We start from the raw sequence: 13,511 nt of genomic DNA on the forward strand, positions 1-13,511 counted from the left end.
CCACGCGCTCATCCTTTCGTTCCTGGCGCCGACGTCGAAACAGCGTCTTCGGCGTGCCCAGAGGATAGGAACTGGCGGGCTGCCAGCTCCTGGTACAGGTCACTCGTCACCATGAGGTCGCCGTGCGTACCCTCGGCAACGACCTCGCCGTGATTCAAGACGACGATGCGATCTGCCGAGGCGACGGTGGACAGTCTGTGCGCGATGATCAGGGTGGTCCGCCCCGTCGCGGAAGGGGCGATGGCATCCTGCACGAGAAGCTCGCTTCTGCCGTCCAGACTTGACGTCGCCTCGTCCAGCAGCAGGACCGAAGCACGTCCTGCAACCGCCCTCGCGATCGACAGACGCTGTCGTTCCCCACCACTCAGACCTTGTCCATGTTCTCCCAGGACCTTGTCCAGGTAGGAGGTCGGATTCGTATCGTGCGGGTCGATAAGGCCCACAGATATCAGTGCCGCCACACACTCGGAATCGACCAGATCGGATCGGCCGAGTGTCAGGTTCTCTCTAACCGTTCCAGGCAGCACGGCTGAGTCTTGATCGACGTAGGCGAGACGCGAACGCAAACAGTCACGCGATAACCCCTGCACGTCGCCGCCTTCGAAGTAGATCCGACCGAGCGTCGGCTCGTAGAAGCGCTCCAACAAGGCAAACAGGGTGGACTTTCCGGCTCCAGACGGTCCTACGAAAGCGACGGTCTCGCCAGCCCGAACCTCGAAAGAGACCCCTCGCAGAGCCCATGCCCGGCTCGGATCATCCGGTGAAGCACCTGACGGGTAGTCGAAGTGCACATCCTCGAACCGGATTACTCCTCCGTTCTGAGATGTCGCGCCGGTCACCGCATCCGAGGTGATGTCGGGTTCGACTGATTCGGCCCTGATCCGCAGTACCCGTGAGAGCGAGCCGAATGCTTCACCCAGTGACGCCACGATGCCGCCCACCGTCGCGACGGGTGCAGCCATCATCATGAGGTACATGATGAAGGCGCTGAGTTCGCCGACGCTGGTGACGCCTGCTGCTACGCGAAGAGCGCCTACCCCAACAACGACGATGAGGAGGGTCTGGATGGACACTCCTGAGACGGTCTGGAGAATCGCTCTGAGCCTCGCGGCCGTGTAGCCGGCGGATCGCACCGAGGCAGCGTGGTCCGCAGCCCGAGAACTCTCATGCTCTGTAGCCCGGGCCGCCCTAACGGTTCGGATAGCACCGAGAGTTAGTGACACGCGTTCGGCAAGCGAGCCCAGTGCGTTCTGCATGCGCAACCCGACGGGTCGCGTTCTCTTCCCGATTGCCAGCAGGACCATCAGTATGACGACTACAGCGACGAGAGATACCGCCATGAGGGTGAGGTCGATCACGGCCATCATGACGAGTGAAGCAAGAACGGTGAGCGAACTGACAGCCAGGTCTACGAGTCCGGACGTAAAGAAGTGCCTGGTCTCAGACACATCCGTCGTGACACGCGAGACCATGTCGGCTCGCTGCCTGCTCTCAACCCGGGCGATCGGAAGACGGTAGATATGCGCGATCAACCCTTTTCGCGCCTCGAACGCGTAGCGTTCTCCGGTTCGCTCGATCAGCAGTTCCCGGATCGCTGTGAGCCCGGCGCCGAGGAGAAGCAACGAGACCAAGATGACCACCTGCCCGGTGGGGAGTTCACCATCGAAAGTGTCGACGATCGTCGAAATGACGATGGGTTGGACCAACGACGCCGCGGCCGCGAACAGTCCTATGACGAATGCGACTGAGAGTGGTCGCCAGTACGGGCGGACGAGATCCAAGACGTCGCGGAACCCCGCTGAAATTTCCTCGCCTGCGGCCGGCACTGCATCATTGTCATTCATGACCTGAGCTCGCCCACTGCCGCGTCGTATCGCGGTGCCGCCCGTAGCATGACGCGCAGACCCTCAAGCGATGTGACTTCACCGACGGGCGTGCGGTCGACCTCGACCCAGGCGTGCGCCAAGAACGGCTGTTCCCTGATTCCGGTGCACCAGGTAAGGCCGTGCCCGTGAAGTCGCGCCAGTGTCGCGCTCGCCACCGACCGCGGGAGACAGCCCTCGCCCGCGCACAGCGTGCTCACTGAGACGACCAGTGTCCGATAGCGCTCCGCACGCTCTGGCGTTGGTCGCTTCCCTCCTGAAACGACAACCCGCATGGTCGATCGAAGCAGCCGAGGGGGTAACAGGCACAAAATGAACGCGACACCAACGGAGAGACGGGCAAGAAATGACTCCCCACGCGATCTGTCGGTCGCACCTGGTTCTGGCAGTACGGCGCTACTCACCGCGCACCTCGATCAGTCGCGCCTTCTTCAGGTCCCTCAGCAACGCGTCGATATCGCGCTTCATTGTCTCTGGATCGACGTTATAGTGCTCCGCGATGAGTGCGGTCACCTGGTTGAGGGACTTGCCTTCCTGGATGCCGCGGACGAACTGCGCGCCGACGCCGTTGAGATGCCAATAGACACCGCGAGCAGTGTCGAGAAGGATCGATCCGTCTTCAGACTCAGTCAGCTCCACCGAACGTCTGAGAACGACTGTCATTGCATACTCCCCACAGCGATCTTCGCCTTTTCATCTGCCAAGGAGCGGAGCCAGCGTTCCGCGAACTCGAGGTCCAATATGTCGGTGTAGGCCGCGCCGTCGGGAGAGTACGAGTTGGCGACGCGAATGACCTCATGATCTTCGATGAGGCCCAGCTCTCCGAGGAAAGACCCCCCTCCAAAGAGATCCTTTACGCTGGACCTGATCTGCTGGTGCTGAGAGAAGACCTCTGCCGTGTAGTCACCCTTGTCGCGTCGAAAGAAGTACTCGATACTCATCGCAGGCGGTCGCCCCGCTGCGAGGAGCGGTTTCGTCGGCGACTGACGTGTGCGGTCAGCGTGGTTCAGGGACAGCGCCACGTCGATTACTCGTCTATCCAGGAAAGGGCTGTCGAAGACGATCTGCGGTGAGAGAGCGTTCATCCTCCGGACCACTGCCCCGTGGACACTGAGATACGAGAGGATCTGGTGCTGGGTGCGATCAGGGCTCAACGACGTGACGCCGGACTCAAGCTCGGTCAGGCAGAGCGAGCTGAAACGCTGTCGCGCAGTCGCCGTATGCATGGGGCCGAAGTTGGGGATCTCGAGCCAATCTGCATAGCCGGCAAGGCTTCCCCGCTGTTTCGTGAACTCACCCCTCGCCATCGAGCGCAGCTCATCGGCAAATGTTGACCGAGCTCCCAGCATCCGAAGCATGTCGAGCGTGGGGATGCGGTTCACCTTCCGGTACTTCCGCAGCCACCGGAATCTCCTTCGGGTGTTCGTTCGGAGGAATGACCACGGCAGACTCGACACCTGCCCGAATAGGGCGTCTCCCGCGTGGCCGTTCAGATGCAGGCGGCTGCCGCTCGCGCCCAAAATCCGCTGAAGCGGAATAGCTGACGCCGCTGTTTTCGCCATAGCGCTAGGACCCTCGGGGAAGGCGCCCACCGTTGCCGGTACAGCTTCGTCGATCTCCTCCAGCATCTGAAGGTAGGGCACGCGGACATGTCGAGACGCAATCTCGGTGGCAGCGCGATCTGACCATTTTGAGTCGTTGTTGAGGTCGTTGGCGCTGCTCATGTAGAAGGTGGTGAGATCAACACCGAGTTCCGCGAGAGCGAAGCACAGCGTTGTGGAGTCGAGTCCTCCTGAGAGATCAGCGCTGACCCTGTCCTGGTCAGCAACGCGGAGCATCAGGGCCTGGAGCATGGCGATCTTCAGTCCCGGCCCCGTTGAATCGAGGTCTTCGGTTGGCGACGGAGGCATCCACCACCGAGACGAGGCAGTGCGGCCATCGTCGTGAATCGTGACTTCCTCGCCGAAGCCCAGGGCATGCACATTGCGCCAGATCGGCCTCCGCAAAAACGGATGCGTGACTTCAGAGTTCGCCAGCCTGCCAGCCAGGGAACCCAGATCGAGCTCGAACTGGTTCAGTGCGGCCAGCGGATACTGACTATCGGCTGCGAGGACGATCTCGTCGATTCGCGTCCAGAAAACAGAACGTCGCTGCGATACCGGTGCATAGATGCGTGTTTTCGTCCCGTCCCGCCCGATCAGAAGCGTGTCGAACTCGACGAATCGATGTGCAAGGGCTGCAAGCCCATCCATCCGATCTTGCTTCACCGCGCTTGAGAGGGGCTCATCGCTTTTGAGCTGGGAACCGACCATGACGACATCGACGTTGCGTCCCCGCGTGTGCACAAACTGCTCATCACCCAGCACCCACGGACGCCCAGACCTATGCGTGAGCACAGTTGCTCCGACGAGATCGTGGAGCGCGGCTTCAATTCGAGGCTCGATATCTCTGTCGGGCATTATCGCGAAAGCCATGGGCATCTCACCTCGTGGAATCTTCGGGTCTATCGGGTGTACCAGACAGACGTGGATTGAGTGGAAGAGTTCGGGGCGGCGCGAATCGTGCGCTGCCCCGAACTCCTGCTCCGTGGCTTACCAGCAGTTAGGGTCGAGGCTCCACAGCGAGCGAGCCTGGAAGATGTCCAGACAGCGCTGCTGCCCAAGCGATCGCGTCATCTTCCGGAAGGATCCGACCTTCGTGAGGGCCGGCGCCTGGTACTGGTTCATGCTGTTCCCTTTCTTCGATGAATGGGTTGACGTTCAGGTCCGCTTTGACCGACGCGTTGTCCATGACCCCATCGCAGTGAGGTCGCCATAGTTTCGTGGACACTGCTGGCCGATCTCCCGACTGTTGCGTCATCCATCCAGTGCTTCGGCCGAAGCAAAGTACTTCCGCCGCCGGCGGAGTGCCCGCCTGAGGTCGATAATAGGTGGGGAGTCCTACTTTTTACAAGCACCCAGGGTGGAGTCGTCAGCGGCGTATCTGTCGAAGGTGTCACCGCAACGCCATTGCTCAGTCTTAAGCCGTCACATCGTGACGGGGTGAAGTTGTGGGGTGGCGGACGTCTCGGAGGGAGGACGGCCCGTTGGAATTCCCAGTGTGCGTGAACCGCGCTGCGTACACCTCTGCTACCAGACGCGTCGTCTGCGATGAGAGCCAGCTCCTTCTGGTGAACACTGGCGCCACGCTCTTGAACTTCGAGAGCGGGGAGCTGGAGGCAAACGCAGGCGATGTGATTCTGCTGCCGCGCAGGCAACGGTATGAGGGGACACCTCTAGGACATGTGACGATCACGACGGCCCGCATCGACACGACGTTTCTTCGAGATCAAGCCAGATGGCTACCCGAAGATAACGCGTTGATCTCAGCGCTCGTCGCTCCCGACTCAGACGTCGCACCCCTCGTCGTGAATCCACCGTTGCGGGAGGTCCCCCGTATCGATGCCGCGCTGCGCCAATTGATGCAAGGTCAGCTTCGCTACACTTCTCCGTTCCGCCGATTCCGTCACGTTGCCGACCTTTTCGACGCACTGACCGCCCCTTCGAGCGCACCTTCCACGCACGACTCAGTGCGTCGGGCGGTGGCCCTGCTGGTGGAGCACTCCGAGCACGCCTGGACGATGCAATCGCTCGCGGAAGCAGTACTGCTCTCCCGATCTCAGCTGAATCGCCTTTTTCAAAGGGACGTCGGAATGGGACCGGCGGGGTTCCTCCGACACCAACGCGTACGCCGGATGGCTGCACTCCTCACCGCAACATCGGAAACGGTAGAAACTATCGCCCGCCAAGTCGGATGGACGAATCCGAGCCATGCAGCACGGGCATTCCGCACCGTCACTGGAGTATCGCCACGCCACTATCGGAGGCACCATCGGGATGACCCCAGACCTCCCGAAAGGACGGATATGGGGTTTGCCCCGGCCGGGGCCCGGTCGGCGATGAGGTAATGGCATCGGCGAAGTTCCCACCGCGGAGCAGCGCCCTGGAGCACAACCACCCACGCCTTGGAACAAGGTGCTGAACAGCATGACCAGGCGACGGTCCTTGACCGGATCGGCGTTGACGCAGCTTGCTGCGGAGCGCAGCACACCGACATCGAGCCGGACGGCCTAGATCCTTCTATTCCCGCCCGTGGTCGCACTCAAAGGATGGTGCAGGGAATCCACTTCGCGCCGCTGGAGGTGGGCACCTGCTACTTGACGATTTGGCGCATGTTCTTGACGAAACGGCGCAATCTCCCCGAGAACTCTCGCAGTATCCGTTGGGGTTCGAGTAGGGGTTGAGGATCAGAAGGGGAACGCTCACGAGCGGATTCTGCTGGCAGCCGGCTGCTGCCGCACCTTCCCGGTGACTCCGCGCACGAGCACCCAGGCCCGTGCCGTGTCCTGAAGGAGGTGCACATGACTATCACCGACCCCTCTACCTGGCCGATGCCGGCACACCTCCACGGGGGGCTCGCACATGCTGCTGCCACGTATGCCGCCGCGGGCATCCTGGTGTTCCCGTGCGCGCCTGGTCAGAAACGTCCGCTGACCGAGCATGGGTTCCGGGACGCCAGCACCGACCTCGTGCAGATCGATGCGTGGTGGGGTCGGCATCCGGACGCGAACATCGGCATCCCTACCGGGACGGTCGTGAACGTGCTGGATGTGGATGTGCACGCCACCGGCACCGGATACCCGATTCTCCGCACGCTCCATCGCGAGGGCCTGATCGGCGGGTGGGGGCAGGCCGTGCGCTCTCCGTCGGGTGGGCTGCACCTGTACTACCCGACCGACTCGGACCGGCAGGTGGGGTCGTGGTCTCGGGGGCGGGCGCATGTGGATTTCCGCGGCACCGGCGGCTATATCATCGCTCCGCCCTCCGGCATCACCGCCGGCCACGGAAACCGCCGCTACGAGATCATCGCCCGAGGCCGTGGCCCGCGCCCGGTTGATGCGGATGCGATCCGCGAACTGCTGACGCCCCAGCGTGAGCAAACGCTACGCCCGCTCAACCCGGTAATTTTGCGGGAGCGGGCGGTGGAGAAGCTCGTGGGGTGGGTCGCTACATTGCCGGAGGGGAACCGGAACGCGGGTCTGTTCTGGGCAGCATGCCGGCTCGCTGAGGCCGGCCTCGCTGAGCCGGACACTTTCGGGGTGCTCAAGCCTGCCGCGTCGGCCGCTGGGCTCGAGGCGCGAGAGATCGCGGCGACGATCCGCTCTGCCCACCGTGCCACGCGGATCACTGAGGTGCCGGACGATCCTGTCGCGGATGAGGTTCGCTTCTTCTCGGGGATCGGGAGGTAGCCATGACCCGCCCGGCAGTGACAGCTCGCACCCGATGTGATCCTGATCTGAGCCTGGGCGAACAGATACCCGACGTCCCGTCATCGGGAGGGGTGTCGCCGTTCGTCGTCGGACTCGCAGTCACCGGGACGATCCTGCTCGCGTTAGGAGCGTTCTGGCTGTCTTTCACCACTCTCCGTGACCTCGCCGTCCTCTCCGGGATCTCCGAGGGGCAGGCGTGGATGTGGCCGTTGATCGTGGACGGCGTGATCCTGGAAGCCACAATCAGTGTCGTCACGCTGCGGGATTCTGCCCGCAGCGCGCGGCAGTTCGCGTGGCTGCTGCTTGGTGCGGGCGCCGGAGTGAGCGTGGCGGCGAACAGCACCCACGCGGTAGTGGCCGCCGACACGCGAGTGCCCGCCGTGATCGCTGCGTTGGTCGCGTCGGTACCACCGCTGGTGCTCCTCGCGATGACGCATCTCACTGTCGAGCTCACCCGGAACAGCACAGCCGCCCCCACTGTCCGAGAATCGGCAACTCCCCCACCAACGGTCGACGAAAACACTACCTCCGTGGCAGCCAAGGAATCAGATCGTATCGAGCAAGTCATGATGTCTGAACCGTTCGAAGCGACGGTCCCGGCGCGACCAAATGAGCACCCCACTGTCCGGCCGATCACGATGCGTGCAGAGAAAGAGCGACGAGATGCCCGCGCTCAAGCGCTCGCGCTCAACACGGAGGGCGTGTCGAAGAGGGAGATCGCCGCGCAGCTTGGCGTGCATCCCACCACGGTCGGGCGGTGGGTGAACGCACCTGACCGGCAACAGGACGGAGACCCCAATGGCTGACCCCACCGACGACCCCAACCCTCGACACATCGATGTGCTGCCTCTCCAAGAGAGTCACGACCAGCAGGCGAATCAGGATCGACGCAGCGACACCGCAGCGACGCCAACGCCCGGTGAGGTCGAGGGTGCGCGGGCGTCGGAGTTCGCGACTCGCGGCGATTTCACTCTCATTCGAGGAGGCGGCGCCAGCCCGGTCTCGACTAGCCCGGGCGTGCAGTGGGTGGGACCCACAGATCTCGCCGCACGTGGAGGGGCCGTTGTCCTGGACCGTGGTGCCGAACTGAGCACGCACCTACGTGATGCGGTCCTCGACGGGGTCCGTGAAGGCCGAGCCCACTTGCAGGAGCATCTGGCCCGCAGGCAGGAATCTCTGAATCCGGATGTGAGCAGTCCGACCAGTGCGCGGGAGCGTGTGGTCGGGAGGACGGGGGTGAGCCGGTGACCGCTGCCTGTCCCGGCACCACCCGAGTGCCGCACGACACCCACACTTCCTAAACGACCGGCGTACTCGCCGCCCGGCTGCTCACTGGCGCACCGGACGGCACACACACAGACCCGCACCCGCCGGGCGGATCTGCCGGTCTCCTCATGCCTCCGCACGGCCCTTGTGCGCGTGGTGGACGGTCGGCGACCCCGGGCGGGGTTCGTCGGGATGGGTGTCGCACCTATCTGTTGACGGATCTCATCACAATCAGGAGTCGCTATGAACCATCACCCATCCACCCGCACGGCGGCGGCATCACCGCTGCCGGACTTCACTACCAGCGAGGGGCTGCGCGAGCTGCTCACGGAGTTGAACGAGCACAACGCCTGGGCGACCAGCCCCGTTGCCGCCGAGCTCATGGTCTACGCGACGCAGAAGTATGCGCCGATCGCGAAGGCCTGGCACCGCGACCCGGACGACGCCGCGTATGAGGCGTTCCTCGCCATGCGGCAACCCACGACCCTGCGGTCGGATGATCCGTGGGCGGTGATCACTCGTGCGGTCGCGCTCGGCATTGCCGCCGAAGTCCACGCCGACCGCAACATGACTTCGCAGGACAAGGCCCGCCGTCCGTCGAAGAGGCCGGCGGAGGAGCCAATGCGAGCCGGGCACTACGAGGAGTTCTTCTACGATGTCCACCCCCACGCCCACTCCCTCCACACCAGCGGAAACGGGGAGGACACGTCGGTGGATCGAGTGATCCGCGCAACCTGCGTGTTCCTCGTCCTCACCAACTGGCCCGCCCGCCCCGTCGAGCAAGCGGTGGACTACATCGCCCACCGCATCACCGGCCTGTCCTCCGGCAGCTCCGCACTTGAGATCGTTGCGAAGGAGCTGCACATCGCGATCCGCCTCGGTTACACCCCCGACGAATGGGCAAGCCTGGTGCGCCTGGTCGTCGGCACCAAGACAGGGAAACGGAAAGCCGGGGACTACGGGCTGTTCGCCCGGGTGCTGCTCGGTGACGATGTCGGCGACCTCCTCCGCGACGAGACCCTCGTGGAAACCTCCCGCCGGATGGCCTCCGTACCTGACAGGCAGGAAGGCAACGGGGGCGCGCTGTGAGTCGGGGTCATTTGGTGTTGGAGCATGCGACGGATCAGATCATCGATGGCCAGTCCTACCGGCGTGACCTCGGCGATCTGGAGGAGCTGACGGAGTCGATCCGCCGGTTCGGGTTGCTGTCGCCGATCGTGATCACCACCGGCAACGTCCTCATCTCCGGCAACCGCCGCCTCGCCGTCATGCGCGCCCTCGGACACCGCACCGTGCCCGTGTGGGTTGTGCAGGGCGTCTCCGACAAGCTCTCCACCGTCCTCGCAATCCAGGACGAGAACACCCTTCACAAGATGCTCACCCCCATGGAACAAGCACAGCTCTACGAGGAACTCAAACAGCTCTACGCCGATGAGAACGCCCGCAAGCAGGAGAGCACCCAGTTCGGCTCCCTCGCTCGCACCTCCGACGCCGATGGTGCTGAGGGTGGGGAGGAGGCGAGTGTTCGCGGGAGTGAACACGGTGGTGTAGATTCAACACCACCGCAACCGGCGGGTGCCGGGGCCGGTGGGAAGACGCGCATCCAAGCAGCGAAAGCGGTGACCGGGCGGGACTCGCATTCGATGCTCGACCAGGTCGTTGAACTCAAACAGATCGCCGCGTCCGACGCCGAGCACCCGGAGGTGCGGCAGGCTGCCGCCGAAGCCCTGCTCGAGTTGAACACGGACGGGAAGGTCAACGGCCGCTACCTACGGGTGATGCTCCTCCAAGCGCTCAACACCCTGCAGCGATGGGCACTCGACCCCGACGGGCCCGACGCAGTCCGAGAGGCGGCCGCAGCGGAGCTCGAGCTGGTGAAGGCGCAAGAGCATCCCAAGGAGGCGATGAAGGAAGCAACGCGCGCGCTGGGGCGGGTGGATCAGTTGCGGAAGGATGCCGCAGCTCTCGCGCCGCGGGAGGGGTGGAAGGACGCGGACCCGTTGCTGCGGCAGAAACACGCCATCCGCAAGCTCGTCGATCTGCTGCGCCGGGAACACGGCTGGTGGGACCGCTACAACCCCGAAGACTTCGGAAGGTACGCCGACGCCGAGCAGTGGGAACTCGTCGAGACCTACATCGCCGAAGCCAGCCGGTTCCTCGACCAGGCCCGCACCGCACGAATGACCACCAGTGAGGACAGCGCTGATGCCCACGTATGAGGACCCGTCCCGGGACGCGGACGAACTCGCTGAGGCTGCGCGCGGGCTCGCGTATGCAACCCGGCAGATCAAGACCCCAGAGGACACGTATGAGGTGCTCGGGTCGCTGCATCTGACATTGTCGCGGCTCCAACAAGGCCTGCAACAGCTTGCGGCCTGGCACCAACGTCACGGACAGTTCGCCTCCACCGACGATGGAGACCGAGCCGCGGGGCACGCTCACGCGGTCAGAGCATCCGCGTTATTGACGGCAGCGGCGTTGAGCGTGGAGAACGCGACCGGGCAGGTGATGGCCGCGCACTCCGAGAACGGGCGCATCGCCTGGCAACCCGACCGGCACATCGCTGCCGCCCCGAACCAGCTCACCGCCCTCGCCGACATCCCCGCCGAACGGGAAGAGACCCTCGACCCCGAACCCCCAGCAAACGGACACAGCAACCAGAGCAGGGGCCTCTCCCGCTGAGCGCGGAGCAGACGGCGGGCGGGCGGCGCACCTATCGGGTGACCCCGCCCGCCCCTCCTGTTGGAAGGCCCCACCCCATGTCCTCTCCTCACACCGACGACCAGCAACGCCATCGTCGCCGCCGTCTGATCATCACCCTCACCGCGACCGGTCTCGTCATCGCGGTGCTCGCCGGGATCGGCATCTACGGCCTCATCACCGGACCCCGCGGCAGCGACGATCCCGGGGAGCGCACACCCAGCTTGTCCACGACACCTCTCGACCCCACCGACCCGACTGGGCAGCCGGGCGAAGCCGAACTGCCGGAACTACCGCGCACGAATAACCCCGAGGCCTACGTGCGTGCGGTCGCGGAGGCGTTGTTCAACTGGGACACTTTCACCCTCCTGACCCCTTCGGATCACCGGGCAGTGTTGATCGAGGACGCCGACCCGTCCGGCACCGAGACCCCGGGGCTGATCGCGGACCTCGACGGGTACTTCCCATCGACATCCACGTGGCGGAACCTTGCCGAGTACCGCACCCGCCAACACATTGAGATCGACCGGGTATTCGTCCCCGCGCAGTGGGAGGAAGCCGTCGTCGCCTCCGGCGGACACATCACCGACGGCACCGTCGCGTACACGGTCGAAGGCATCAGGCACCGGGACGGCGTCTGGTACGACGACCCCGTCACTTCTGAGCATGCGGTTGCGTTCACGGTGTTCGTGTCCTGTCAGCCGGTGTTCGACCGGTGCCATCTGCTGCGCCTGTCCGAACTCGACAACCCCCTCCGATAGGCCGGAGGCGGTGATGAAGAAACTCCTTGCTGCCGCAGCCACCCTCGTTCTGCTCGCCCCGATGCTCGGGCTACTCAGCATCGGCGTGCTCGTAAACCCGGCCGTCCTCAACCAAGGGAACTGCATCGCCAGCGGTGTGATCCTCGGGCCAATACCGGACTCGCTGGAAGTGACGATGAAAGACGGATACACCTTCACGCTCAACAAGCAGCAGCTCACCCACGCCGGGACCATCATCACCGTCGGCAGCAGCATCCCCGGCGTAGGGCGGGACGGGATTTTGATCGCGTTGATGGCGGCGCTGACGGAGTCGACACTGCGGCAGCTCGCCAACACCGGCACCTACCCCGAGAGCGGCACCTACCCGAACGATGGGAACGGCTCCGACCACGACAGCTTGGGTCTGTTCCAGATGCGCCCGCAGTCCGGGTGGGGCACCGTCGCCGACCTCATGGACACGACCTATCAGGCGCGGGCGTTCTACGGCGGGCCCGACGGACCGAACTATCCCTCACCGCGTGGGCTGCTTGATATTCCGGGGTGGCAGCAGATGGACAAGGGCGAAGCCGCCCAAGCCGTCGAAGTGTCCGCCTACCCGGACCGGTACCAGAACTACGAACCCGTCGCCCGCACCATCCTCGACACCCTCACCCGCAACAACAGCGGCGGCGGGAGCGGGGTGCCCGGGGACACGAACATTCCCGAGACGAGCCGGCTGGTGTTCCCGCTGCCGACAGGCAGCTATGTGCACACGTCGTCGTTCGGTCCGCGGATCGACCCCATCACCGGTGAGGCACGCCTCCACGCGGGGACGGACTGGGCAGCCCCCGACGGCACCCCGATCTTTGCCCTCGCCGACGGCCTGGTCACCTATGCGGGGATGGTCGATGGGTATTCGGGGCAGATCACTATCGAGCACACCATCGGCGGCGAGAAGATCGCAACGAAGTACATCCACATGTGGGCACACGGCATCCACGTCACCACTGGCGACCGGGTCACCGCCGGTCAACACATCGGTGATGTCGGCAGCAGCGGCCACTCGACCGGCCCGCACCTGCACTTCCAGGTCCACCCCGGCGGCGCGAACGCCCTCGCCGTCGACGCGCAGCCGTGGCTCGCAGAGCGCGGCGTCGAGGGCATCGACGCACCCGTCGGTGGCGGGCCAGGCTGCACCGGCTGAGGGAGGCCTGGCGGGGTGGGCGGCGCACCTGACCGGTGCCCGCCCACCCCGTTGTCGTGAGGAGAACCGTATGCCTGCCATCACCTTGGCCCTGCTACAGGCTGAGAACGTCTACCCCGATCTCTCCGGTGTCGGAGGTCGCTCCACCCTCATCGAGATCGTCGGCGCGCTGCTCACGATCGTGTTGATCGTTTCGGTGCTCATGCTCGTCGTCTCTGGGATCGTGTGGGCAGTGTCGTCCACGACCGGGAACCCGCAGACCGCTGCGAAAGGAAAAGTCGGGGTGTTCGTCGCCCTCGGAACCGCTGTCCTCGCAGGTGCCGGTGTGGCATGGATGAACTTCCTCCTGAACCTCGGCGACACCCTCTGAGCCCGGTCGCACGTTCCGGCGTCGCACCTGTCCCAGTGAC

At 64.4% G+C, this 13,511-nt stretch carries 14 protein-coding genes; 9 read left to right on the top strand and 5 right to left on the bottom strand.

From position 1 onward, the window contains the following. Nucleotides 1-8: 8 nt before the first annotated feature. The 5 genes from D7252_RS18095 to D7252_RS20625 all read right to left on the bottom strand — a co-directional run bounded on the left by D7252_RS18095 (nucleotide 9) and on the right by D7252_RS20625 (nucleotide 4,609). Entirely contained in the window at nucleotides 9-1,844 is a 1,836-nt protein-coding gene (locus D7252_RS18095; RefSeq protein WP_120776652.1) for an ABC transporter ATP-binding protein, read from the bottom strand. Further along, the gene (locus tag D7252_RS20620) at nucleotides 1,841-2,287 is read right to left on the bottom strand and encodes a lasso peptide biosynthesis B2 protein (RefSeq protein ID WP_215111009.1); all 447 of its coding nucleotides are present in this window, start codon (nucleotides 2,285-2,287) and stop codon (nucleotides 1,841-1,843) included. The genes D7252_RS18095 and D7252_RS20620 overlap by 4 nt, the downstream gene beginning before the upstream one ends. Then, nucleotides 2,280-2,546 carry a lasso peptide biosynthesis PqqD family chaperone gene (locus tag D7252_RS18105; protein ID WP_120776653.1) on the bottom strand — a complete coding sequence of 89 codons (267 nt, stop codon included), beginning with the start codon at nucleotides 2,544-2,546 and terminating at the stop codon, nucleotides 2,280-2,282. Before D7252_RS18105 ends, D7252_RS20620 begins: the two co-directional genes overlap by 8 nt. Continuing rightward, entirely contained in the window at nucleotides 2,543-4,357 is a 1,815-nt protein-coding gene (locus D7252_RS18110; RefSeq protein WP_183055353.1) for an asparagine synthase C-terminal domain-containing protein, read from the bottom strand. Before D7252_RS18110 ends, D7252_RS18105 begins: the two co-directional genes overlap by 4 nt. 117 nt (nucleotides 4,358-4,474) lie before the next feature. Beyond that, nucleotides 4,475-4,609: a keywimysin-related RiPP gene (locus tag D7252_RS20625; protein ID WP_120776655.1), complete on the bottom strand. Its 135-nt coding sequence runs from the start codon at nucleotides 4,607-4,609 to the stop codon at nucleotides 4,475-4,477. An 893-nt stretch (nucleotides 4,610-5,502) separates the two neighbouring features. Between D7252_RS20625 and D7252_RS20630 the strand changes: the two genes are divergently transcribed. The 9 genes from D7252_RS20630 to D7252_RS18165 all read left to right on the top strand — a co-directional run bounded on the left by D7252_RS20630 (nucleotide 5,503) and on the right by D7252_RS18165 (nucleotide 13,471). Next, nucleotides 5,503-5,829: a helix-turn-helix transcriptional regulator gene (locus D7252_RS20630; protein ID WP_374225794.1), complete on the top strand. Its 327-nt coding sequence runs from the start codon at nucleotides 5,503-5,505 to the stop codon at nucleotides 5,827-5,829. 453 nt (nucleotides 5,830-6,282) lie between these two features. Beyond that, nucleotides 6,283-7,170: a bifunctional DNA primase/polymerase gene (locus D7252_RS18125; RefSeq protein WP_120776657.1), complete on the top strand. Its 888-nt coding sequence runs from the start codon at nucleotides 6,283-6,285 to the stop codon at nucleotides 7,168-7,170. A 2-nt stretch (nucleotides 7,171-7,172) separates the two neighbouring features. Continuing rightward, nucleotides 7,173-7,997, top strand: coding sequence for a DUF2637 domain-containing protein (locus D7252_RS18130; RefSeq protein WP_120776658.1), 825 nt, complete (start codon nucleotides 7,173-7,175; stop codon nucleotides 7,995-7,997). 703 nt (nucleotides 7,998-8,700) lie between these two features. Then, a complete protein-coding gene (locus tag D7252_RS18140) occupies nucleotides 8,701-9,546 on the top strand; it encodes a hypothetical protein (RefSeq protein WP_120776660.1) in 846 nt (281 codons plus the stop codon). Nucleotides 9,547-9,560: 14 nt separating this feature from the next. Next, a complete protein-coding gene (locus tag D7252_RS18145) occupies nucleotides 9,561-10,676 on the top strand; it encodes a ParB N-terminal domain-containing protein (RefSeq protein WP_183055355.1) in 1,116 nt (371 codons plus the stop codon). Beyond that, a complete protein-coding gene (locus D7252_RS18150) occupies nucleotides 10,663-11,139 on the top strand; it encodes a hypothetical protein (protein WP_120776662.1) in 477 nt (158 codons plus the stop codon). The genes D7252_RS18145 and D7252_RS18150 overlap by 14 nt, the downstream gene beginning before the upstream one ends. A gap of 77 nt (nucleotides 11,140-11,216) precedes the next feature. Next, a complete protein-coding gene (locus D7252_RS18155) occupies nucleotides 11,217-11,918 on the top strand; it encodes a hypothetical protein (RefSeq protein ID WP_120776663.1) in 702 nt (233 codons plus the stop codon). A 13-nt stretch (nucleotides 11,919-11,931) separates the two neighbouring features. Next, nucleotides 11,932-13,101, top strand: a complete 1,170-nt coding sequence (locus D7252_RS18160) for a M23 family metallopeptidase (RefSeq protein ID WP_120776664.1) — start codon at nucleotides 11,932-11,934, stop codon at nucleotides 13,099-13,101. A 70-nt stretch (nucleotides 13,102-13,171) separates the two neighbouring features. Next, a complete protein-coding gene (locus D7252_RS18165) occupies nucleotides 13,172-13,471 on the top strand; it encodes a DUF6112 family protein (protein ID WP_120776665.1) in 300 nt (99 codons plus the stop codon). Nucleotides 13,472-13,511 lie beyond the last annotated feature (40 nt).

This window comes from Microbacterium sp. CGR2, from assembly GCF_003626735.1.
GTDB lineage: Bacteria > Actinomycetota > Actinomycetes > Actinomycetales > Microbacteriaceae > Microbacterium.

Bases quoted from the DNA above. Each gene is read 5' to 3' on its own strand.
- D7252_RS18095 (WP_120776652.1), bottom strand. From the start codon at position 1,844: ATGAATGACAATGATGCAGTGCCGGCCGCAGGCGAGGAAATTTCAGCG.
- D7252_RS18140 (WP_120776660.1), top strand. From the start codon at position 8,701: ATGAACCATCACCCATCCACCCGCACGGCGGCGGCATCACCGCTGCCG.
- D7252_RS18165 (WP_120776665.1), top strand. From the start codon at position 13,172: ATGCCTGCCATCACCTTGGCCCTGCTACAGGCTGAGAACGTCTACCCC.
- D7252_RS18160 (WP_120776664.1), top strand. From the start codon at position 11,932: ATGAAGAAACTCCTTGCTGCCGCAGCCACCCTCGTTCTGCTCGCCCCG.
- D7252_RS18130 (WP_120776658.1), top strand. From the start codon at position 7,173: ATGACCCGCCCGGCAGTGACAGCTCGCACCCGATGTGATCCTGATCTG.
- D7252_RS18125 (WP_120776657.1), top strand. From the start codon at position 6,283: ATGACTATCACCGACCCCTCTACCTGGCCGATGCCGGCACACCTCCAC.
- D7252_RS20630 (WP_374225794.1), top strand. From the start codon at position 5,503: ATGCAATCGCTCGCGGAAGCAGTACTGCTCTCCCGATCTCAGCTGAAT.
- D7252_RS20625 (WP_120776655.1), bottom strand. From the start codon at position 4,609: ATGAACCAGTACCAGGCGCCGGCCCTCACGAAGGTCGGATCCTTCCGG.
- D7252_RS18150 (WP_120776662.1), top strand. From the start codon at position 10,663: ATGCCCACGTATGAGGACCCGTCCCGGGACGCGGACGAACTCGCTGAG.
- D7252_RS18105 (WP_120776653.1), bottom strand. From the start codon at position 2,546: ATGACAGTCGTTCTCAGACGTTCGGTGGAGCTGACTGAGTCTGAAGAC.
- D7252_RS18110 (WP_183055353.1), bottom strand. From the start codon at position 4,357: ATGGCTTTCGCGATAATGCCCGACAGAGATATCGAGCCTCGAATTGAA.
- D7252_RS18155 (WP_120776663.1), top strand. From the start codon at position 11,217: ATGTCCTCTCCTCACACCGACGACCAGCAACGCCATCGTCGCCGCCGT.